This is a genomic window from Methylobacterium jeotgali, from assembly GCF_022179345.1.
Lineage (GTDB): Bacteria > Pseudomonadota > Alphaproteobacteria > Rhizobiales > Beijerinckiaceae > Methylobacterium > Methylobacterium jeotgali.
On record NZ_BPQR01000042.1, the window covers coordinates 57,820 to 78,000 of the forward strand.

At 70.4% G+C, this 20,181-nt stretch carries 18 protein-coding genes; 7 read left to right on the forward strand and 11 right to left on the reverse strand.

Annotation, left to right across the window (positions count from 1 at the left end; genetic code table 11):
* Positions 1-6: 6 nt before the first annotated feature.
* Complete coding sequence (lptF, locus tag MFF04_RS12590; protein WP_238276232.1) at positions 7-1,152, reverse strand: LPS export ABC transporter permease LptF; 1,146 nt, start codon at positions 1,150-1,152, stop codon at positions 7-9.
* 181 nt (positions 1,153-1,333) lie between these two features.
* Here lptF and MFF04_RS12595 point away from each other — a divergent pair, with 181 nt between their 5' ends.
* The 4 genes from MFF04_RS12595 to msrP all read left to right on the forward strand — a co-directional run bounded on the left by MFF04_RS12595 (position 1,334) and on the right by msrP (position 6,398).
* Positions 1,334-2,869: a leucyl aminopeptidase gene (locus tag MFF04_RS12595; RefSeq protein WP_238276360.1), complete on the forward strand. Its 1,536-nt coding sequence runs from the start codon at positions 1,334-1,336 to the stop codon at positions 2,867-2,869.
* Between the two features lie 11 nt (positions 2,870-2,880).
* Positions 2,881-3,582 carry a hypothetical protein gene (locus MFF04_RS12600; RefSeq protein ID WP_238276233.1) on the forward strand — a complete coding sequence of 234 codons (702 nt, stop codon included), beginning with the start codon at positions 2,881-2,883 and terminating at the stop codon, positions 3,580-3,582.
* An 88-nt stretch (positions 3,583-3,670) separates the two neighbouring features.
* A complete protein-coding gene (locus tag MFF04_RS12605) occupies positions 3,671-5,377 on the forward strand; it encodes an AMP-binding protein (protein ID WP_238276235.1) in 1,707 nt (568 codons plus the stop codon).
* A 70-nt stretch (positions 5,378-5,447) separates the two neighbouring features.
* Positions 5,448-6,398: a protein-methionine-sulfoxide reductase catalytic subunit MsrP gene (msrP, locus tag MFF04_RS12610; RefSeq protein ID WP_238276237.1), complete on the forward strand. Its 951-nt coding sequence runs from the start codon at positions 5,448-5,450 to the stop codon at positions 6,396-6,398.
* Between the two features lie 16 nt (positions 6,399-6,414).
* Here the strand turns inward: msrP and MFF04_RS12615 are convergent, their stop codons facing one another.
* From MFF04_RS12615 to carB, 8 genes are all read right to left on the reverse strand, one after another.
* The gene (locus MFF04_RS12615; RefSeq protein ID WP_238276239.1) at positions 6,415-6,699 is read right to left on the reverse strand and encodes a YARHG domain-containing protein; all 285 of its coding nucleotides are present in this window, start codon (positions 6,697-6,699) and stop codon (positions 6,415-6,417) included.
* A 28-nt stretch (positions 6,700-6,727) separates the two neighbouring features.
* The gene (locus MFF04_RS12620; RefSeq protein WP_238276241.1) at positions 6,728-7,144 is read right to left on the reverse strand and encodes a hypothetical protein; all 417 of its coding nucleotides are present in this window, start codon (positions 7,142-7,144) and stop codon (positions 6,728-6,730) included.
* A 38-nt stretch (positions 7,145-7,182) separates the two neighbouring features.
* A complete protein-coding gene (locus tag MFF04_RS12625; RefSeq protein ID WP_238276243.1) occupies positions 7,183-8,073 on the reverse strand; it encodes a LysR family transcriptional regulator in 891 nt (296 codons plus the stop codon).
* A 123-nt stretch (positions 8,074-8,196) separates the two neighbouring features.
* Entirely contained in the window at positions 8,197-9,174 is a 978-nt protein-coding gene (gene trxB, locus MFF04_RS12630; protein WP_238276245.1) for a thioredoxin-disulfide reductase, read from the reverse strand.
* Between the two features lie 4 nt (positions 9,175-9,178).
* The gene (locus MFF04_RS12635; protein ID WP_238276248.1) at positions 9,179-10,207 is read right to left on the reverse strand and encodes a mitochondrial fission ELM1 family protein; all 1,029 of its coding nucleotides are present in this window, start codon (positions 10,205-10,207) and stop codon (positions 9,179-9,181) included.
* A 2-nt stretch (positions 10,208-10,209) separates the two neighbouring features.
* Positions 10,210-10,722 (reverse strand): hypothetical protein, encoded by a 513-nt coding sequence (locus MFF04_RS12640; RefSeq protein ID WP_373320041.1) that lies wholly within the window; start codon positions 10,720-10,722, stop codon positions 10,210-10,212.
* Positions 10,723-10,732: 10 nt separating this feature from the next.
* Positions 10,733-11,206, reverse strand: a complete 474-nt coding sequence (greA, locus tag MFF04_RS12645; RefSeq protein ID WP_238276363.1) for a transcription elongation factor GreA — start codon at positions 11,204-11,206, stop codon at positions 10,733-10,735.
* 114 nt (positions 11,207-11,320) lie between these two features.
* Positions 11,321-14,794 (reverse strand): carbamoyl-phosphate synthase large subunit, encoded by a 3,474-nt coding sequence (carB, locus tag MFF04_RS12650; protein WP_238276250.1) that lies wholly within the window; start codon positions 14,792-14,794, stop codon positions 11,321-11,323.
* A gap of 303 nt (positions 14,795-15,097) precedes the next feature.
* Here carB and MFF04_RS12655 point away from each other — a divergent pair, with 303 nt between their 5' ends.
* Positions 15,098-15,541, forward strand: a complete 444-nt coding sequence (locus MFF04_RS12655) for a pseudoazurin (protein ID WP_238276252.1) — start codon at positions 15,098-15,100, stop codon at positions 15,539-15,541.
* A gap of 50 nt (positions 15,542-15,591) precedes the next feature.
* Here the strand turns inward: MFF04_RS12655 and MFF04_RS12660 are convergent, their stop codons facing one another.
* Positions 15,592-15,966 (reverse strand): hypothetical protein, encoded by a 375-nt coding sequence (locus tag MFF04_RS12660; protein WP_238276254.1) that lies wholly within the window; start codon positions 15,964-15,966, stop codon positions 15,592-15,594.
* Positions 15,967-16,132: 166 nt separating this feature from the next.
* Positions 16,133-17,365 (reverse strand): glutamine-hydrolyzing carbamoyl-phosphate synthase small subunit, encoded by a 1,233-nt coding sequence (carA, locus tag MFF04_RS12665; protein ID WP_238276256.1) that lies wholly within the window; start codon positions 17,363-17,365, stop codon positions 16,133-16,135.
* Between the two features lie 201 nt (positions 17,366-17,566).
* On the opposite strand from carA, the gene MFF04_RS12670 reads away from it, so the two are divergent.
* Both MFF04_RS12670 and dnaG read left to right on the forward strand, forming a co-directional pair.
* A complete protein-coding gene (locus MFF04_RS12670) occupies positions 17,567-18,034 on the forward strand; it encodes a GatB/YqeY domain-containing protein (protein ID WP_238276258.1) in 468 nt (155 codons plus the stop codon).
* Between the two features lie 111 nt (positions 18,035-18,145).
* Positions 18,146-20,044: a DNA primase gene (gene dnaG / locus MFF04_RS12675; protein ID WP_238276260.1), complete on the forward strand. Its 1,899-nt coding sequence runs from the start codon at positions 18,146-18,148 to the stop codon at positions 20,042-20,044.
* The last annotated feature ends 137 nt before the right edge of the window (positions 20,045-20,181 follow it).

A 20,181-nucleotide genomic window follows, 5' to 3' on the forward strand; every position in this document is an offset into this window, starting at 1 on the left:
ATCGGCTCAGGCCGGGACGGCGCGGCGACCGCGCAGGGCCCGTCCGATCCGCGCGTTGAAGGCCCGGACCCGCGCGCCGTGGAAGATCATCAGCGCCGACAGGCCGATCGCCGCGAGCGGCACCGCGTAGATGGCAGCCACCGCCGCCTGGCTGCGGGCGGCCGCGCTCGTCGCCGCGAATCCGGCGATGCGCAGAGCCACGACCGCCAGCACCGCCGAGGCGACGGCGAGCCCGCGGCCCTGGCGGGTGGTGCGCGGATCGCCCAGCGCCGCGAAGGCGATGAAGACCAGCGCCAGGGGGTAGAGCCAGGCGGAGAGCCGGTCGTGGAGCTCGGCCCGGAAGCGGCCCTTCTGGAGCTGGAAGTAGCCCTCCGAGCGGTCGGGGAAGAGGAGCTGCGTCGTCGAGCGCTCGCGGGGCTTGTAGATCACGTCCGAGTCCGGGGGGGCGAAGGCGGCCAGATCGATCGTGTAGCGCTCGAAGGTGAGGATCGAGGAGTCGCGGCTGTCCTTCTGCTGCTGGTGGACGCTGCCCTTCTCCAGCGCGAGGTAGCTCTGCCCGTCGACGTCGATCGCGTGGCCCCGCTCGGCGAGGTAGACCTTGGTCTTGCCCGCCTCCCGCCGGTCCTGGATGAACAGGCCGAGCAGGGTGCCGTTCGGCCCGCGCTCGCGGAAGTGGAAGGTGATGCCGTTGTCGAGCGCCGTGAACTGGCCCTCCTTGACGACGTTGGCGATGAAGTCGCCCCGCACCCGCGTGATGACGTCGCGCAGCTCCTGGAAGGTCGCGGGCATCACCTGGATCACGAGGAAGCCGAGGCCGAGGCTGACGGCGAGCGCCAGCGTCAGGAAAGGCCGGAAGATGCTGCGGGGCGTCATCCCGGCGGCCGACATCACGATCAGCTCGGAGTCGCCGTTGAGCTTGTTCAGCGCGTAGACCACGGCGATGAACAGCGCCACGGGCGCGATCACCACGATCAGGGTCGGCAGCGACAGCCCGGTGATGAACAGGAAGACGAGGAGCGTCTGGCCCTTGGCCGTCACGAGGTCGAGCTCGCGCAGGGCCTGCGTCACCCAGATCGTGCCCGTCAGGCCGACGAGGCAGGCGAGGAAGGCCGAGAGCGCGATGCGGAAGATGTAGCGCTCGATCTGGATCATCGGGCCCCTGGAGGCAGCTCCCCAACGGTTCTGCACGCGCCGCAAACGCGGCGGTTTGAGGGCGCGGCGGGTCGCGTTGCGTTCTGCGCTTCAGGCTCTACACAGTTCGGGAAACCGCGCGGGGCCACGCGCGGCGGGAATACGCCGGATACACAGGAAAGCACGGGACATGGCGCGGGATTTGGCGAACGCGATCACGATCACCTTCGGGCCGCTGCGCGCCGGGGGCGGCGGCGGCGACCTCGTCGTGTTCGTGGGCGACGACCTGGCGCTCGGCGACGCCACCCTCGGCCTGCTCGGCCGCACCGGCGCCGACCTCGTGGCGCGGGCCGCCGGCAGCGAGCGCTTCAAGGGCCGCTCCCTCTCGGCGCTCAGCCTTCCGGCCCCGGCGGGCGTCGAGGCGGCGCGCCTCACCGTCGTCGGCCTCGGCTCGGAGAAGGACCGCGCCGGACTCGACTGGGCGAAGCTCGGCGGCTTCGTCGCCGGCAAGGTCTCGGGCCGGACGGCCCGCGTCGCCCTCGACTGGCCGGGCGCCGCCGTCACACCGGAGAACGCCGCCGAGTTCGCGCTCGGCGCCCGTCTCCGCGCCTACAGCTTCGACCGCTACAAGTCGTCCAAGAAGCCCGAATCCGACGAGACCGGCGGCACCGGCCTCGAGCTTCTCGTCACCGACCCGGCCGCCGCCAAGACCGCCGCCGCCGCGACGGACGCGGTGGCGGAGGGCGTCGTCATCGCCCGCGACCTCATCAACGAGCCGCCGAACGTGCTCTTCCCCGAGGAGTTCGCCCGGCGCGCCGCCGAGCTGTCGAGCCTCGGCGTCGAGGTCGAGGTGCTCGATCTCGCCCGCCTCCGGGAGATCGGCATGGGGGCGCTGATCGCCGTGGCGCAAGGGTCCGCCCGCGAGCCCCGCGTCGTGGTGATGCGCTGGAACGGCGGCACGCCGGGCGAGGCGCCGGTGGCGCTCGTCGGCAAGGGCGTCGTGTTCGATTCCGGCGGCGTCTCGATCAAGTCGGCCGGCGGCATGGAGGATATGAAGGGCGACATGGGCGGAGCGGCCGCCGTCGTCGGCACGCTCCACGCGCTGGCGACCCGCAAGGCGCGGGCGAACGTCATCGGCGCCATCGGCATCGTCGAGAACATGCCCGACGGCGCCTCCTACCGACCCTCAGACATCGTTACCTCGCTGTCCGGCCAGACCATCGAGGTCATCAACACGGACGCGGAAGGGCGCCTCGTGCTCGCCGACGTGCTCTGGTACGTCCAGAAGACCTATTCGCCCAAGCTGATGATCGATCTCGCGACGCTGACCGGCGCGATCATCGTGGCGCTCGGCCAGGACCTCGCTGGCCTGTTCTCCAACGACGACGCGCTTGCGGCCTCCATCACCGCCGCGGGCGAGGCGACCGCCGAGAAGGTCTGGCGGATGCCGCTGGGGCCGCAGTTCGACAAGGCGATCGATTCGAAGTTCGCCGACATGAAGAACACCGGCGGCCGGCACGGGGGCGCCGCGACGGCGGCCGCCTTCATCAAGCGCTACGTCAACGACCTGCCCTGGGCCCATCTCGACATCGCCGGCGTCGGCATGTCGTCGAGCCCCAGCGAGATCAACCGCTCCTGGGGCGCCGGCTGGGGGGTGCGCCTGCTCGACCGCTTCGTGCGCGACAATCACGAGACCAAGCACGAGACGAAGGCGGGGGCCGAGGGCGGCGCACGGTAGCCGCCCGAGCCGTGGCATCCAGGTCCGCCGTCGCCGCCGCGCCGCTCGCGGCGGTGCTGGGCGCGGTGGCCCTCGCCGCCGCGACGGGCTTCAGCCAGCGCTCCGCCCTGCCGGCCTGGGCGGAGACGCATTTCTACGGCTTCTTCCTCGACCGCTATCCGCTGTTCGGGCTCGCCCTCGTCTACGCCCTCGCCCGGCTCGCCGCCGCCGCCTTCGCGCCGGGACCGGCAGGGATCGCGCGGCGGATGGCGGGGCTCCTCGTCGGCGCCGTCCTCGTCCTCGGAACCGGGCTGCACCCGACCTTCGGCGGCGTGGTGCTCCGCACCGGATTCGCCACCGGTGGCATCGCCTTCCTCCAGAGCCTGCCGATGGGGGCGGCCTTCGCCCTCGGCACCGCAGCGGCAAGCATCGTCTACGGCACCGCGCTCGGCATCGGCACGGCGCTCTCGGGCGCGATCCCGCCCCACTGGAGCCTCCGAGGCCTCGCCGGCCGGGCCCTGGACACGATCGGGCGGTTCCTCGCGCTCTGGTTCGCCCTCGCCGTCCTGGCGCTCGCCCGCGATGCCGGGCTCGGCCCCTGGCCGCGGCAGGCCCTCGACGGGCGCGCCTTCGCGGTCGCCGCCGGGCTCGGCCTCGCCGCCTTCCTTCCCCACGCGATCCTCGTCGGCCTGCGGGGGCGACTCCGGGCGCCGCCTGTCGCCGGCCGGCCTTGATCACGACGACGCGATCCCGCTAAGCCTCGAAGCCGAGGGGCAAAAGACCAGGACGCGGCCAAAGCCGCGCCGTCAGGGAGGATCGTGCGTGATCCAGGACAGCCGAGCACCCCGCCCGTGGCTCGCAGCCTATCCGGCCGCCGTGCCCCACGAGATCGACACGGACACTCTCGGCACCCTCGTCGACCTGTTCGAGACGAGCACCAAGGCCTTCTCCGAGCGCACGGCGCTGATCTGCTTCGGCTCGCCGGTCAGCTACGCCGCGCTCGGCGCCACCGCCCGCGCCGTCGCGGCCTGGCTCGCGGCGCGGGGGCTCGCCAAGGGCGACCGGGTCGCGATCATGATGCCGAACGTGCCTGCCTACCCGGCGGCGATGTTCGGGGTGCTCGCGGCGGGCTGCACCGTCGTCAACGTCAACCCGCTCTACACGCCCCGCGAGCTCGCCGCGCAGATCTCCGATTCCGGCGCGCGGGCGCTGGTCGTCCTCGAGAACTTCGCCCACACCGTCGCCGCGGCCCTCTCCAAGATGCCGAGCCTCGAACACGTCGTGGTCGCCGCCCCCGGCGACGGTCTCGGCCTCAAGGGCCACCTGCTCACCCTCGCCTCCCGCCACCTCAAGAAGGCGGTGAAACCCTACGCGCTGCCGCCGGAGAGGACGATCCGGTTCGAGTCCGTCGTGAAGGAAGGCCGCAGCCTGCCCGCGCCGAAGGTCTCGGTCGCGCCCGATGACCTCGCCTTCCTGCAATACACCGGCGGCACCACCGGCATCGCCAAGGGTGCGATGCTGAGCCACCGCAACATCATGGCCAACGTGGTGCAGAGCCAGGTCTGGTTCGAGGCCAACGACACCGAGATCCGGCGCACGATGGTGACCGCGCTGCCGCTCTACCACATCTTCGCGCTGACCTGCTGCTTCTTCTTCTTCATGCGGGTCGGCGGAACCTGCCTGCTGATTCCGAACCCGCGGGACTTCGACGGCTTCATCAAGACGCTCTCGAAGGCGCATTTCACCCATTTCGCGGGGGTGAACACGCTCTTCAACGCGCTCGTGAACCACCCGAAGATCGGCACGGTCGACTTCTCGAAGATCGACTACGTGGTGGCCGGCGGCATGGCCGTGCAGAAATCCGTCGCGACCCGCTGGAAGGAGATCACCGGCCACCCCATCGTCGAGGGCTACGGCCTCTCGGAGACCTCGCCGGTGGTCTGCGTGAACCCGTATCGGCTGAAGGAGTGGTCGGGCACCATCGGCTTCCCGCTCTCGTCGACGGAAGTCTCCGTGCGCGGCGCGGATGGGATGCCGGCGCCGCTCGGCGAGCCGGGCGAGCTCTGCGTGCGTGGGCCGCAGGTGATGCGCGGCTACTGGAAACGCCCCGACGAGACGGCGCGGGCAACGACCGCCGACGGCTTCTTCCGCACCGGCGACGTCGCGGTGATGACCCCGGACGGGCAGCTCCGGATCGTCGACCGGATGAAGGACATGATCATCGTGTCCGGCTTCAACGTCTATCCGAACGAGGTCGAGGACGTGCTGGCCTCTCATCCCGGCATCCTCGAATGCGCCGTCGTCGGCGCGCCCTCGAAGGAGACGGGCGAGTGCGTGGTCGCCCACGTCGTCCTGCGGGACAAGGGCGTGACCACCGAGACGATCCGCCTCCATGCCCGCGAGCAGCTCACGGCCTATAAGGTCCCGCGGCGGATCGTCTTCCACGAGACGCTGCCGAAGACGAATGTCGGCAAGGTGCTGCGGCGGATGCTGCGCGATGAGCCGACTCCGCCGGACGCTACCGCGTAACCAGCGGGCCGTCTCCGGCGAACAGGCACGGGCGCCGGCCTTGCGGCGTCGGCCCATCGAGGAGACAGGGATGCTCATCAAGCAGCGCCGCGCCTGGGACCTGCCGGAGCGCCTCGCCACGCCGGAATCGGTGTTCCTCAACCGCCGCGCCCTGCTCGGCGGGGCGGGCGGCGTCATCGCCGGCTCGCTTCTCGGCGGGCATCCGCTCGCGGCCGCCACCGGTGAAGGGCTCTACCCGGCCCCGCGCAACGAGAGCTACGCACTCGACCGGGCGTTGACGCCGGAGCGCTACAGCGGCGACTACAACAACTTCTATGAGTTCGGCACCTCGAAGACGGTGCTGCCCGCCGCCGGCGCCCTCAAGCCGAAGCCCTGGCCGGTGACCATCGACGGGCTCGTGGAAAAGCCCTTCACGATCGACGCCTGGGACCTCGCCGCGAAGATGGGGCTCGAGGAGCGCCTCTACCGGCACCGCTGCGTCGAGGCCTGGTCGATGGCGGTGCCCTGGACGGGCTTCCCGCTCTCGAAGCTCGTGGCGCTGGCCAAGCCCCTGTCGGGGGCGAAGTACGTGCGCTTCGAGACCTTCATGGACAAGGCGGTGGCGCCGGGGCAGCGCCAATTCTTCTACCCGTGGCCCTACATCGAGGGGCTGACGATGGCCGAGGCCGCCAACGACCTCGCCTTCATGGTGACGGGCGTCTACGGCAAGCCGCTGCCGAACCAGTTCGGGGCGCCGCTGCGCCTTGCGGTGCCGTGGAAATACGGATTCAAGTCGGCGAAGTCGCTCGTGAAGATCTCCTTCGTGGCCGACCGCCCGAAGACCTTCTGGGAGGGGCTGCAGGCCTCCGAGTACGGCTTCTGGGCGAACGTGAACCCTGCCGTGCCGCATCCCCGCTGGAGCCAGGCGAGCGAACGGGTGCTCGGGACCGACCAGCGGGTGCCGACGCTGCTGTTCAACGGCTACGGCGAGCAGGTTGCCGGGCTCTACAAGGGCCTGGAGAAGGAGCGCCTCTACGTGTGAAGCGCTCCAAGCGTGCCTAATCGGCGCAGCGGTACTTGCGCTCGAAGGCCTTGAGCTCGGCCACGGTCTCCCACTGGCGGACGGAGAGCGGCACGTCGCCGACGTTGTCGTACTTGCAGCCGGCGTTTCCGAAAGCATCGATGGCGCGCTTCGTGGTGAAGCAGTAGCCGGCCTGCTTGTAGACCTCGTTGCGCTTGTACCAGGCCTCGTCGCAATCGAGGGCGCGGGCCGGCGTCGGCAGGGCCTGGAGGCCGAGAAGCAGGGCGCCGATGGCGAGCGCCTGCGTGAAGGATCGGGTCATCGCGGGCTCCGGTTCGGGGAAGGCGCGCTCAGCGCGGGACGACGAGGCCCGGGACGACCGAGCCGTCCTTGCCGAACAGGTCGGCGGCGCGCTTGCAGTTGGCCGGCACGTCCTTGCGGTAGGCTTCGAGGTAGGAGCGGGCCCGCAGCAGCAGCTCGCCGCTCTCCAGGTCCTTCGGGTCGACGCCCATCCCCGAGACGACGGCCTTGAAGCGATCGGTGTCGCCCTTGAGCGCGTCGCAGGAGACGTTCACGAAGCCGACGAGCCCGGCGATCTTGGCGGCGTTGTTGCGCGGGCCGGTGATCTCGCCGCCGGGGGGCGCGGAGGGGGCCGCCGTGCTCGTCTCCGGCGCCTTGGACGGTTCCCGGGCCGGCTCCTGCGCCGCGGCGGCGGTCAATCCGGCGATCAGGCAGCAGGCGGCCGCGAGCATTCTCGGTGCCGTCATTCGGTCCTCCCTTGCGTTTTCTTGGTGTCGGGTCGTGCTCAGTAGGTCCAGCGCTGCGCCTTGCTGACGAGGAAGTCGCGGAAGGCCTGCACGCGGGCGACCGAGCGCATCTCCTCGGCGTAGACGAGATAGCTCTCGAGGGAGGGCATCTCGGTCTCCTTCAGCACCTGGACGAGGTTCGAGGTGCCGTCGAGGGCGTAGTCCGGCAGGATGCCGATGCCGGCGCCCGTCTCTATCGCCCGCTGGAGCGCGGCGATGTTGTTGACCGTGAAGTGCACCGGCCGCCGGTCTCCCGCCTCGCGGCCGACGCTGGCGAGCCAGTGGGTGGCGAGCAGGTAGGAGGGCTCGTTGCCGCCGAAGGAGACGAGGCGGTGGTTGTCGAGATCGTCGATCTTGGTCGGCTCGCCGAAGCGCTGCACGTACTCCTTGCTGGCGAAGGCGTGGTAGTGGACCGTGAACAGACGCCGCTGGATCAGGTCGGGCTGCGCCGGGCGGCGCATGCGGATGGCGATGTCGGCCTCGCGCATGGCAAGGTCGAGCTCCTCGTTGGTGAGGATCAGCTCGATGCGCACGTCCGGGTAGAGATCGAGGAACTCGGCCACCCGTTGCGAGAGCCAGGCCGAGCCGAGCCCGACCGTCGTCGTCACCTTGAGGTCGCCTGTCGGCCGCTCGCTGGTCTCGACGAGGCGGGCGCGGGTATTCTCGAGCCGCAGCTTCATGTCCCGCGCGGCGCGGAACAGCAGGTCGCCCTGCTCGGTGAGGATCAGGCCGCGGGCGTGGCGGTGGAACAGCGGCGCCTTCAGCTCCCGCTCCAGGGCGCTGATCTGGCGGCTCACCGCGGACTGGCTGAGGCCGATGTCGTCGCCCGCCTTGGTGAAGCTGCCGGCCTCCGCGACGTTGAGGAAGATCCGGATCTTGTCCCAGTCCACGACGCGGCTCCACGCAGGTGTCGACAGCCGAGCCATGCGGCTCGGGAATGACACCTATGGTCTGAGACCGGCCCTCCCGGCAAGGCAAGAGCGGGCGCGACGTTCCTGTTGATGAACGGCGCGCTACTCGGCCGCCGCCTGCCGGGGCGTCTCGCCGATGTCGAGGTTGGCCAGGAACTTCTCCGCCTCGAGCGCGGCCATGCAGCCCATGCCGGCCGCGGTGATCGCCTGACGGTAGACGTCGTCGGTGACGTCGCCGGCCGCGAACACGCCGGGGATCTCGGTCTCGGCCGTGCCCGGCCGCACCGAGAGGTAGCCGCCGTGGCGGAGCGCCAGCTGGCCCTCGAAGATCCCCGTCGCCGGGCTGTGGCCGATGGCGACGAAGACGCCGTCCGCCTTCACCTCCTCGATCGCCCCGCTCACCGTGTCCTTGAGGCGGACATGGGTGACGGAGGGCGCCGGCTTCTCGACGCCACAGATCTCCTCGACCGCGCGGTTCCAGCGCACCTCGACGTTCGGGTGCTTGAACAGGCGCTCCTGCAGGATGCGCTCGGCGCGGAACTGGTCCCGGCGGTGGACGACCGTGACCTTCGAGGCGAGGTTGGCGAGGTAGAGCGCCTCCTCGACCGCTGTGTTGCCGCCGCCGACCACCACAACCTCCTTGCCGCGGAAGAAGAAGCCGTCGCAGGTGGCGCAGGCCGAGACGCCGCCGCCCTGGAACTTCGCCTCGGAGGGCAGCCCGAGCCACTTCGCCTGCGCGCCCGTGGCGATGATGAGCGCGTCGCAGGTGTAGGTCTCGCCGGAATCCGCCTCCAGGCGGAAGGGCCGCGTCTTCAGGTCGACGCGGGTGATGTACTCGGAGACGATGCGGGTGCCGACATGCTCGGCCTGGAGGCGCATCTGCTCCATGAGCCAGGGGCCCTGGATCGCCTCGGCGAAGCCCGGATAGTTCTCGACATCGGTGGTGATCATCAGCTGGCCGCCGGGCTGGAAGCCGGAGATCAGCAGCGGCTCGACCATGGCGCGGGCGGCGTAGATCGCGGCGGTGTAGCCGGCCGGGCCGGAGCCGATGATCGCGAGCCGGGTGTGGGTGTTGGCCATCGGATCAGTCTCCTGTCGGCTCCCGGAACCGGGCGCGATGGGTTTCGTAAGCCTTGGCGAGCGCCTGCGCCACGAGGGGCGTCGCGTCGATCGGGGCGTAGTCCAGGGGCTCGATCCGCCCGGCGAAGGGCTTCAGGGCACCGGTCATGGCGAGCCCGGCGAACATGCGCCGGTGCCGGATATAGGTGCGCGGCAGGTCGAACAGCAGAACGGGCACGCCGGTGCTCACCGCCTCGCTGACCATGTTGGCGGAATCGGAGGTGACGACGATCGCCTCGGCGAGGCCGAGCATGTCGACATAGGGGTTCGGCTCGGTGCCGCCCTCCCAGAAGAAGCCGCCGGTCTCGGCCGTGAGGGTGCGGAGCGCATCCCGCAGCGGCGCGGGGGTGCGGCGGGAGACCGTGACCATCAGGCGGCAGCCCTCCGCGGTCAGCTTGCGCAGGTCGGCGAGGAAGCGGCGCATGTCCGCCTGCCGGTAGCTGAGATGCCGGCTGTTGCCGCCGACGAGGACGGCGACGCGGCGGCCTTCGAGCCCGGTCAGGCGCGGATCGGGATGGGCGCGGGCCTGCGCCAGCCGGGCCGGGGTGACGAGATGGGGCGCGGTCAGGGTCGTAAAGACGTTCGGGCCGCGCAGGTCGTCGTAGTCCGGTACCCAGATGAAGTCGGCGCTGCCGTGTCCCGTGCGGGGATCTTTCAGGAAGGCGGTGAAGGTGCGCCCGTTCGTGGCCTTCCGCACCGCGCGCAGATACGGCACCGAGCGCCGCCCGGAGGCGATGAGCACGTCGGGGAAGGGACCCGCCAGCGCCCCTTGCGGTCGGCGGGGGCCCTGGCGCGGATCGATCGGCCCCCAGGGCGCCGTCCAGCCGAAGGGGCCGCGGGCCGGGATGCGGCGGGTCTCGTAGGCGAGCCCGAGGGTCTCGACGACGCCGACGCACTGGTTCTCGTCGCCGGCCTTGCCGTCGGTGACGATCCAGGCGTGGGCCTGCGCGAGCGCCGGCACGGAGCCGGACTCGACGGGTTCGGGGAGGCCCATGCCTAGTTCGCAAGCGCCCGGCGGAGCCATTCGGCGTAGATGTCGGCCACCGCCGTGACGCGCCGGCGCTCGGAGGCCGGGTCGTACCAAGCGCCGCCGTAGCTCGACGGCGTCGCCGTGAGCTGCGGGTGCCGGGCGAGCACGGCGCCGCCGCGGCCGATCAGCAGCGCCTCACCGTCCATGTAGTCGTTCTGGCCGCCGCCACCGAAGCCGCCGCGGCTGCCCTGGCTGCCCGCGAAGGAGCGCAGGGACAGGGCGTTGACGACGACGACGAGCGCCGGGCCGCGGCCGCCGACGCGGCCGGCGAAGCTGCGCCGCAGCGCCGCGGTGAGGTCGGCCCGCAGCGCCTCGGCCTGTCCACCGTAGCCTTGGGCGAGGAGGGGGCGCACGTCGACGCGGATGTCGGAGTAGACGCCTCCCGACAGGGCGGCGAAGCTCGCCTCCTGAGCCCTGGCGGGCACCGTCCCGAGCGCGAGCCCGAGGGCGGCGGCGAGTGCGAGCGTGCGCAGGTTCATGGCCGCCGCCTCAGCCGAACTTGATGCCGACCACCTCGTACGACTTGCCGCCGCCGGGGGTGGTGACCTCCACGGTGTCGCCGACGCCCTTGCCGATGAGCGCGCGGGCGATCGGGGAGGTGATCGAGACGCGGCCGGAGCGCACGTCCGCCTCCGGCTCGCCGACGATCTGGTAGGACTTCTTCTCCTCGGTGTCGTCGTCGACGAGCTCCACCGTGGCGCCGAACTTGATCGTGTCGCCCGACAGCTTGGTCACGTCGATGACCTCGGCCCGCGAGATCATGCTCTCCAGTTCCAGCACGCGGCCCTCGTTGTGGGACTGCGCCTCCTTGGCGGCATGGTACTCGGCATTCTCCGAGAGGTCGCCCAGCGCCCGCGCCTCGGCGATCGCCTGGATGATGCGCTGGCGCTCGACCTGCTGCCGGTGCTTCAGCTCCTCCTCGAGCTGGGCATAGCCGCGCACGGTCATGGGAACCTTGTCGATCGTCATCGTCTCGCGCCACAACGAAGAGGCCCGGCCGGCCCCGCGAGGGTCCTTCCGGGCCAGGTCAAACCCTGCCTGAACGGCGGCCGCCTGCCGGGACCGCCGCGTATCGATTCAGGCCGCGAAGTATTCCTGCAAGGCACGCACCTGAAGATCGCCTTCGAGATAGGCTCGAATGCCTTCGGCTGCCGCCATCGCGCCGGCTAGAGTGGTGTAGTACGGCACTTTATGCAAGAGGGCCGCCCGGCGCAGCGACCGGGAGTCGGATAGCGCGCCCGCCCCCTCGGTGGTGTTGAGCACGAGCTGGACCTGACCGTTCTTGATGGCGTCGACTACGTGCGGCCGGCCCTCCAGGACCTTGTTGATCCGCTGCGCCTCGACGCCGTTCTCGACGAGGTAGCGCTGGGTGCCCCCCGTCGCGAGCACGGTGAAGCCGAGATTTGCCAGAAGCCGGATCGCGGGCAGGATGCGGGCCTTGTCGGCGTCGCGCACCGACACGAACACCGCCCCGGACTTCGGCACCTGCGTGCCGGAGCCGAGCTGGCTCTTGGCGAAGGCGACGCCGAAGCCGGCATCGAGCCCGATGACCTCGCCGGTCGAGCGCATCTCAGGCCCGAGCAGCACGTCGACGCCGGGGAAGCGGGCGAAGGGGAACACCGCCTCCTTCACCGCGATGTGCGGGAGCGTCTTCGGCTTGAGATCGAAGGAGGCGAGCGCCTCGCCGGCCATGACGCGGGCGGCGATCTTGGCGATCGGCTCGCCGATCACCTTGGCAACGAAGGGCACCGTGCGCGAGGCGCGAGGGTTCACCTCCAGCACGTAGATGACGCCGTCCTTGATGGCGTACTGGACGTTCATCAGGCCGCCGACCTTGAGCGCGAGCGCCATGGCCTTGGTCTGGCGCTCCAGCTCGGCGACGATCTCGGGGGAGAGCGAGCGGGGCGGGAGCGAGCAGGCCGAGTCGCCCGAGTGGATGCCTGCCTCCTCGATATGCTCCATGATGCCGGCGATGTAGACGCTCTCGCCGTCGCAGAGCGCGTCGACGTCGACCTCGACGGCGTCGGACAGGTAGCGATCGAACAGGAGCGGGTTCTTGCCCAGCACCGTGTTGATCTGCCCCGTCTTGTCGTTGGGGTAGCGGGCCTTGACCTCGGAGGGGATCAGGCTCGGCAGGGTGTCGAGGAGGTAGTCGGCGAACTGCGCCTCGTCGCGGATGATCGCCATGGCGCGCCCGCCGAGCACGTAGCTCGGGCGCACCACGAAGGGCAGGCCGAGATCGGCCGCCACGAGCCGGCTCTGCTCGACGGAGTAGGCGATGCCGTTCTTCGGCTGCTTCATCCCGAGCTTGTCGAGGAGGCGCTTGAACTGGTCGCGGTCCTCGGCGAGGTCGATGGCGTCCGGCGAGGTGCCGAGGATCGGCACGCCGGCCGCTTCGAGCGCGCGGGCGAGCTTCAGGGGCGTCTGGCCGCCGAACTGCACGATCACGCCGTGGAGCGTGCCGTTCTGCCGCTCGGTCTCGATGATCTCGAGGACGTCCTCGCTGGTCAGCGGCTCGAAGTAGAGCCGGTCCGAGGTGTCGTAGTCGGTCGAGACCGTCTCCGGGTTGCAGTTGACCATGATGGTCTCGTAGCCCGCCTCCGACAGCGCGAAGCAGGCGTGGCAGCAGCAGTAGTCGAACTCGATGCCCTGGCCGATCCGGTTCGGACCGCCGCCGAGGATGATGACCTTCTTCTTGTCCGAGGGCTGTGCTTCGTCCACGACTGTGCCGGCGAAGGGGGCCACGTAGGTCGAGTACATGTAGGCGGTCGGCGCCTTGAACTCGGCGGCGCAGGTGTCGATGCGCTTGAAGACCGGGCGCACGGCGAGCGCGCGGCGCCTCTCACGCACCTCCGCCTCCTCGAGCTTGGCCAGGACCGCGAGCCGCGCGTCGGAAAAGCCCGCGGCCTTGAGCTGGCGGAAGGCGCCGGGCGTCGTCGGCAGGCCGTGGGCCTTCACCCGGTTCTCGAGGTCGACGATGGCCTGGAGCTGCTCCAGGAACCAGGGGTCGATCTTGCAGGAGGCGTGGACCTCCTCGTGGCTGACGCCGAGGCGCAGCGCCTGGCCGACCTTGAGGAGCCGGTCCGGGGTCGGGGTGCCGATGGCGGCCTTGATGGCGTTGTGGTCGTCACCCTTGCCGAGCCCCTCGATCTCGATCTCGTCGAGGCCGGTGAGACCCGTCTCGAGCGAGCGCAGGGCCTTCTGGAGCGACTCCGCGAAGCAGCGGCCAATGGCCATGGCCTCGCCGACCGACTTCATGGCCGTGGTCAGCGTCGGCTCGGCGCCGGGGAACTTCTCGAACGCGAACCGCGGGATCTTCGTCACCACGTAGTCGATCGTCGGCTCGAAGGAGGCCGGGGTCGCGCCGCCGGTGATGTCGTTGGCGATCTCGTCGAGCGTGTAGCCGACGGCGAGCTTCGCCGCGACCTTGGCGATGGGGAAGCCCGTCGCCTTCGAAGCCAGCGCCGAGGAGCGCGAGACGCGCGGGTTCATCTCGATGACGATCATCCGGCCGGTCGCGGGGTCGATGGCGAACTGGACGTTGGAGCCGCCGGTCTCGACGCCGATCTCGCGCAACACCGCCAGCGAGGCGTCGCGCATGATCTGGTATTCCTTGTCGGTCAGCGTCAGCGCCGGCGCGACGGTGATGGAATCGCCGGTGTGGACGCCCATCGGGTCGATGTTCTCGATGGAGCAGACGATGATGCAGTTGTCCGCGCGATCGCGGACGACCTCCATCTCGTACTCCTTCCAGCCGAGCACGCTCTCCTCGATCAGCACCTCGTTCGTCGGCGAGGCGTCGATGCCCCGCTCCACGATGTCGAGGAACTCCTCGCGGTTGTAGGCGATGCCGCCGCCGGTGCCGCCCATGGTGAAGGACGGGCGGATGATCGCCGGCAGGCCGACCTCGGCGAGCGCCGAGAGCGCCTGACCCAACGCGTGCTCGCCGTAGCGCTTGCGCCGCTCGTACTCGCCCGCCTGCCAGGAGGCCTCGAAGGCGGACAGCGCCGCGGCGCGGGCTTGCGGGTCGGCGTTGGCGGCCTCGATGCGGGCGGTTTCGGCGAGGTACTTCTCGCGGTCGGCCTTCTTGGCGGAGGAGGCGTTGGCCAGCGCCGATTTCGGCGTCTCCAGGCCGATCTTGGTCATCGCGTCGCGGAAGAGGTGTCGGTCCTCGGCCTTGTCGATGGCCTCGGCGGTCGCGCCGATCATCTGCACGCCGAACTTGTCGAGCACGCCCATCTTCTGGAGCGAGAGCGCGCAGTTCAGCGCCGTCTGTCCGCCCATGGTCGGCAGGATGGCGTCGGGCCGCTCCTTCTCGATGATCTTGGCGACGATCTCCGGCGTGATCGGCTCGACATAGGTCGCGTCCGCCATGTCCGGGTCGGTCATGATGGTCGCGGGGTTCGAGTTCACGAGGACGATCCGGTAGCCCTCCTCGCGCAGCGCCTTGCAGGCCTGGGTGCCGGAGTAGTCGAACTCGCAGGCCTGCCCGATGATGATCGGCCCCGCCCCGATGATGAGGATCGAGGAGATGTCGGTGCGTTTGGGCATGGGGCGCTCGGCCTTCCGTGGCTCGCGCGCGCTCGGCCCCGCGCGACGCCGCGGCTCGAAGGGGCGGGATCGGCGGGTGGCGCAGGCGCGGAATGATCGTCAGGCCCGGCGTTTACACGCAGCCGCCCGGCTTTGAAAGGGCGTGGGGCGCGTCGTCCCGCCCGCGCGACAAGCGGCGATTGGCATTGGAATTATTACATTTACGGGAAGTATTTCAGCATTTGCACAGCATCTATAATATCGATAACCAACGATGCCGAAGATCAGCGGCGCTATAAATTAAAATAATTACGAGGAAAGAACATGCTTCTCAGATCGCTTCTCGGCGCCGTCGCGCTCGCCGCGGCGGGCGCGCCCCTCCAGGCGGCCGAGGTCACGGTGAAGATGCTCAACAGCAGCCCCAACGGCGCGATGGTGTTCGAGCCGGCCTTCGTGAGGATCGCGCCGGGCGACAGCGTCAAGTTCGTGGCGACCGACAAGGGCCACAACGTCGAGTCGATCAAGGGCATGGCGCCGGAGGGCTCCGCCCCGATCAAGGGCGTCGTCAGCAAGGACGAGACCGTCACCTTCGAGAAGGAGGGCGTCTACGGCCTGCAATGCGCGCCCCACTACATGATGGGGATGATCGCGCTGGTCGTGGTCGGCAAGCCCGAGAACCTGGAGGCCGCCAAGGCCGCTCCGCAGAAGAGCAAGCTCGCGACCAGGCGCTTCGAGCCGCTTCTCGCCCAGGCAGCCGAGGTCAAGTAGCCGCGGAGGCTCTTCCGCGCCGATTCTCCGGCGCGGGAGGGTGCCGGGTCTCAGAGGCCGGCGTAGAGCGCGGCCACGGCCCGGTCGATGGAGAGGTAGAAGACGCCGAAGGCGACGAGCGCCGCCGCGGAGAACTCGAGGGCCTGGTTCGGCAGGGTGCGCGACCGGCGCAGCACCTCGCGGCCGAAATGGACCGACAGCCAGGCGACGGTCAGCACCGCCGGCATCGCGAACAGGAAGGAGAGGGTGCTCTCCGTCCGGTCGAAGGCGGCAGGCTCGATCAGGGCGCGGATGTTGCGCACCCAGGGGGCGTAGCAGGCGGCGTAGAGGGTCGTCATCCAGGAGAGGGCGACGGCGACGCCGAGGTGGAACGTGAACACCCGGTGCATCCGCGAGAAGTCGTCGCGCGCATCGTCCAAGGTCATCGGGCAACCCCCAAAGCTGTTCAGGAGCGGCCGTGCCTCGGCGGCAGACCGCGGCCCGCGGCGCCTGCTCCTGTTGGAAGCGGCGCCTTATCGCGGGTCGCGGAGGGAAGTGCCGGGCAATCCCGGATATTTTATGACGGGGCGGGAACCTTTTCGAGATCGGCCCTCAAGCCTTGGCGGGCTCCGGCTTGCCATCCCGCATCAGGGCCACGAAGCGCTCGAACAGGTAGTGGCTGTCGCGGGGGCCCGGAGAGGCTTCCGGGTGGTGCTGCACCGAGAAGGCGGGCCGGTCGGTGAGGGTAAGCCCGCAGTTCGAGCCGTCGAAGAGCGAGACGTGGGTCTCGACCGCGGTGCCCGGCAGGCTCGCCGGGTCGACGGCGAAGCCGTGGTTCATCGAGACGATCTCGACCTTGCCGGTGGTCTTGTCCTTCACCGGATGGTTCGCGCCATGGTGGCCCTGCGGCATCTTCACGGTGCGGCCGCCGAGCGCCAGCCCCATGAGCTGATGGCCGAGGCAGATGCCGAAGGTCGGCACCTTCTCCTCCAGGAGCCGGCGGATCACCGGCACGGCGTATTCGCCGGTCGCCGCCGGGTCGCCGGGGCCGTTCGAGAGGAAGACGCCGTCGGGCTTCAGGGCCAGGATATCCTCGGCGCTGGTGGTCGCCGGCACTACGGTCACGTCGCAGCCGGCCTCCGCCAGGAGCCGCAGGATGTTGCGTTTGACGCCGTAGTCGACGGCGACCACCCGGTAGCCCTCGCCGGCCGTACGAGCACCGTAGCCGGACTTCAGCGCCCAGACGGTCTCCGACCATTCCGAGCGGTCGCGGCTCGTCACCGGCGGCACCAGGTCGAGGCCCTCCATCGGAGGCAGGGCCGCGGCGCGCGCCTTGAGCGCCTCGCGGTCGAAGCGGCCTTCGGGATCGTTGGCGATGACGGCGTTCGGCATCCCACGGTCGCGGATGAGCGCGGTGAGCGCCCGCGTGTCGACGCCGGTGATGCCGACGATGCCCCGCGCCTTCAGCCAGGCGTCGAGATGGCTCGAGGAGCGCCAGCTCGACGGGTTCGTCACCGCCGAGGCCACCACCGTGCCGCGCACGCCCGAGGCAGGGGCCGCCTCCAGGCTCTCGAGGTCGTCGTCGTTGGTGCCGACATTGCCGATATGCGGGAAGGTGAAGGTCACGATCTGTCCGGCGTAGGACGGGTCCGTGAGGATCTCCTGGTAGCCGGTCATCGCCGTGTTGAAGCAGACCTCGCCGTCGGCCACCCCGGTCTGGCCGACGCCGAAGCCTTCGAGCACCGTGCCGTCGGCGAGCACGAGGAGCGCGGTCGCCAGCGGCTCGGCCCAGGGTTCGGGTGCGGGCGTGGCGGCGGGTTGCGCGGGAGCACCTTCTTGCAGCATCGGCGTGAACTCGCTTATGTCCGGCCTGAGGGCCCGGCGCCATGCGGCGCTCGAAGCGCGGCCTCGATCGTGCCGCGCTCATAGCGAGCCGGCCGCGACAGGGTCAATGTGGGCCCGGCGCAGGGCTGCCTCAACCCACGGCCGGATGATCGGGTTCGCCCCGGTGCAGGCCGAGAGCACTCCGAAGGAAAGTCACAAGAAATGTCGCTGCGCGAGCGCCTGACCGCCGAGATGAAGGACGCCATGAAGGCCGGCGACAAGCCCCGCCTCGGCACCGTCCGCATGGTCCAGGCGGCGCTGAAGGAGCGCGACATCGAGGCGCGCGGCAACGGCAAGGACCCGGTGGGCGAGGACGAGATCCTCTCGCTCCTCCAGAAGATGATCAAGCAGCGCAACGAGTCGGCCGCCGTCTACGACCAGGGCGGCCGCCCGGAGCTGGCCGAGAGCGAGCGCGTCGAGGCCGCGATCATCGCCGCCTTCCTGCCGCAGCAGATGGACGAGGCGGAAACCCGCGCGGCGGTCGAGGCGGCCATCGCCGAGACCGGCGCCGCCGGCCCGAAGGACATGGGAAAAGTCATCGGTGCCCTTAAGGGGAAGTATGCCGGCCGCATGGATTTCGGGAAGGTGAGCGGCCTCGTGAAGGACGCGCTCGCGGCCAGGGCCGGCTGAGCGAGTCCTCCGGCCGGCCCATCCCCGCTATCCCGGCCGCGCGACGGCCGGCGCCGGGACTCCGTGGTACGATTCGGTCTATGATCGGCGGTCAGGAACCCGCGACCGCCCGTGCGCTACCCGCCCCACATCCTCGAAGAGATCCGCGCCCGGCTCCCGGCCTCCGATGTGATCGGGCGCCGGGTGCGGCTGAAGAAGGCCGGCCGCGAGTGGCGCGGCCTCTCGCCGTTCAACGCCGAGAAGACGCCCTCCTTCTACGTGAACGACCAAAAGCAGTTCTACCACTGCTTCTCCTCCGGCAAGCACGGCGACGTCTTCACCTTCCTGATGGAGACGGAAGGGCTGAGCTTCCCCGAGGCCGTCGAGCGCCTTGCGGGCGAAGCGGGCGTCAGCCTGCCGGCGCCGAGCGCCGACATGCGGGCCATGGAGTCGAAGCGGGCCGGGGCCGTCGAGGTCATGGAGATGGCGGCCTCGTTCTTCGAGGCGCAACTGAAGGGGCAGGCCGGCGCCGCAGCCCGCGCCTATCTCGACCGGCGCGGCCTCGGTTCCGACATCCGGCAGCAGTTCCGCCTCGGCTACGCGCCGGGCGACCGCTACGCGCTGCGCGACCACCTCTCCGGCCGCGACGTGAGCAAGGAGCTGATGTCCGAGCTCGGCCTACTGGTCGCGGGGGAGGGCATCGCCGTGCCCTACGACCGCTTCCGCGACCGCATCATCTTCCCGATCTGCGACATCCGCGGCCGGGTCATCGCCTTCGGCGGCCGGGCCATGCAGGCCGACGCCAAGGCCAAGTACCTGAACTCGCCGGACACGCCGCTCTTCCACAAGGGGCTCGGGCTCTACAACCTGCATCAGGCCCGCAAGGAGGCGCACCGGCGCGGCAGCGTCATCGCCGTCGAAGGCTACGTCGACACCATCGCCATGACGATGGCCGGGCACCCGAACACCGTCGCCTCCCTCGGCACGGCGCTCACCGAGGATCAGCTCGCGCTGCTCTGGCGCCACGCCGACGAGCCGATCCTGTGCTTCGACGGCGACGGGGCGGGCCAGCGCGCCGCCTACAAGGCGCTCGACGTCGCCCTACCGATGCTGGCGCCGGGCAAGTCCCTGCGCTTCGCCCTGCTGCCTGAAGGCCAGGACCCGGACGACCTGCTCCGCTCCGGCGGCCCCTCCGCCATCGACCGGGTGCTGGAGGCCGCCCGGCCGCTCTCCGAGGTACTGTGGTCGCGGGCGGTCGCGGCGGGGCCCGCCGACACGCCGGAGCGCCGGGCGGGCATGGCGCGGGACCTGCGCGAGACCGTCGCCGCCATCCGCGACGAGACCGTGCGGCGCTACTACCGGGACGACATCGAGAACCGTCTGCGCGGGCTGTCGCCCCGCAACGGCCCCTCGGCGGCCTCGCCCCGCACGGGGAACGGCTTCCAGCGGCGCGCGCGGCCGGGCGATCCGCCGCCCTCGCCGCGGCTGACCGCCGCCCCGAGCGAGCACCTCGCCCGCTCGCCGGGCTTCGCCAGCACCGGCAGCCCCCGCGAGGCGATGATCGTCGGCAGCCTGCTCGTCCATCCGATCCTGCTGCACGCGCAGGAGGAGATGCTCGCCGAGCTCGATCTGGAGGACGCGGACGCCGTCGCGCTCCGCTCGTTCCTGCTCGACCGGGCGGCGGAGGGCAACGGCCTCGACGCGGAGGTGTTCGCCGCCGCGCTCACCCGCGCCGGGCTCGACGCGGCCGCCGCCCGGCTTACCGGGCGGGTGCGGCCGGGGGACCGCTGGACGCTGGAGCCGCACGCCGACGCGCTGCGGCTGGAGGATGCCTTGCGCCAGGCCGTGATCTTGCACCGCAAGTCCGGAGCGCTAAATAGCGAACTCCGCCAAGCCGAGCGGGCGTTGGTCGAGGAGGAGACCGAGGCCAATTTCGCGTGGCTCTGCGACGTCAAGGAGCGGCTGGCGGTCATCGCCGGAGCCGAGGCGGACGCGGACCTGCCGGAGGCGACCGACTCGACCGAAGCCTGATCCTGTGCAAAGGCGGCGCGTCGCTCAGGCGGGGCGGCGTGGTTAACAGTCGGTCAAGCGTCTCGCTTGCATACCGGATCGAGACGATATCCCGCAGCCCGGCCCGGGCGCGGCGAGTGCGATTTTTGCGGACCGGG

What these genes read in the sequence shown, in the direction of transcription:
- msrP (WP_238276237.1), top strand. Translation starts at nt 5,448, where the DNA reads ATGCTCATCAAGCAGCGCCGCGCCTGGGACCTGCCGGAGCGCCTCGCC.
- MFF04_RS12640 (WP_373320041.1), bottom strand. Translation starts at nt 10,722, where the DNA reads ATGAACCTGCGCACGCTCGCACTCGCCGCCGCCCTCGGGCTCGCGCTC.
- lptF (WP_238276232.1), bottom strand. Translation starts at nt 1,152, where the DNA reads ATGATCCAGATCGAGCGCTACATCTTCCGCATCGCGCTCTCGGCCTTC.
- MFF04_RS12660 (WP_238276254.1), bottom strand. Translation starts at nt 15,966, where the DNA reads ATGACCTTGGACGATGCGCGCGACGACTTCTCGCGGATGCACCGGGTG.
- MFF04_RS12620 (WP_238276241.1), bottom strand. Translation starts at nt 7,144, where the DNA reads ATGACGGCACCGAGAATGCTCGCGGCCGCCTGCTGCCTGATCGCCGGA.
- MFF04_RS12635 (WP_238276248.1), bottom strand. Translation starts at nt 10,207, where the DNA reads ATGGGCCTCCCCGAACCCGTCGAGTCCGGCTCCGTGCCGGCGCTCGCG.
- MFF04_RS12615 (WP_238276239.1), bottom strand. Translation starts at nt 6,699, where the DNA reads ATGACCCGATCCTTCACGCAGGCGCTCGCCATCGGCGCCCTGCTTCTC.
- carB (WP_238276250.1), bottom strand. Translation starts at nt 14,794, where the DNA reads ATGCCCAAACGCACCGACATCTCCTCGATCCTCATCATCGGGGCGGGG.
- MFF04_RS12655 (WP_238276252.1), top strand. Translation starts at nt 15,098, where the DNA reads ATGCTTCTCAGATCGCTTCTCGGCGCCGTCGCGCTCGCCGCGGCGGGC.
- trxB (WP_238276245.1), bottom strand. Translation starts at nt 9,174, where the DNA reads ATGGCCAACACCCACACCCGGCTCGCGATCATCGGCTCCGGCCCGGCC.
- MFF04_RS12670 (WP_238276258.1), top strand. Translation starts at nt 17,567, where the DNA reads ATGTCGCTGCGCGAGCGCCTGACCGCCGAGATGAAGGACGCCATGAAG.
- carA (WP_238276256.1), bottom strand. Translation starts at nt 17,365, where the DNA reads ATGCTGCAAGAAGGTGCTCCCGCGCAACCCGCCGCCACGCCCGCACCC.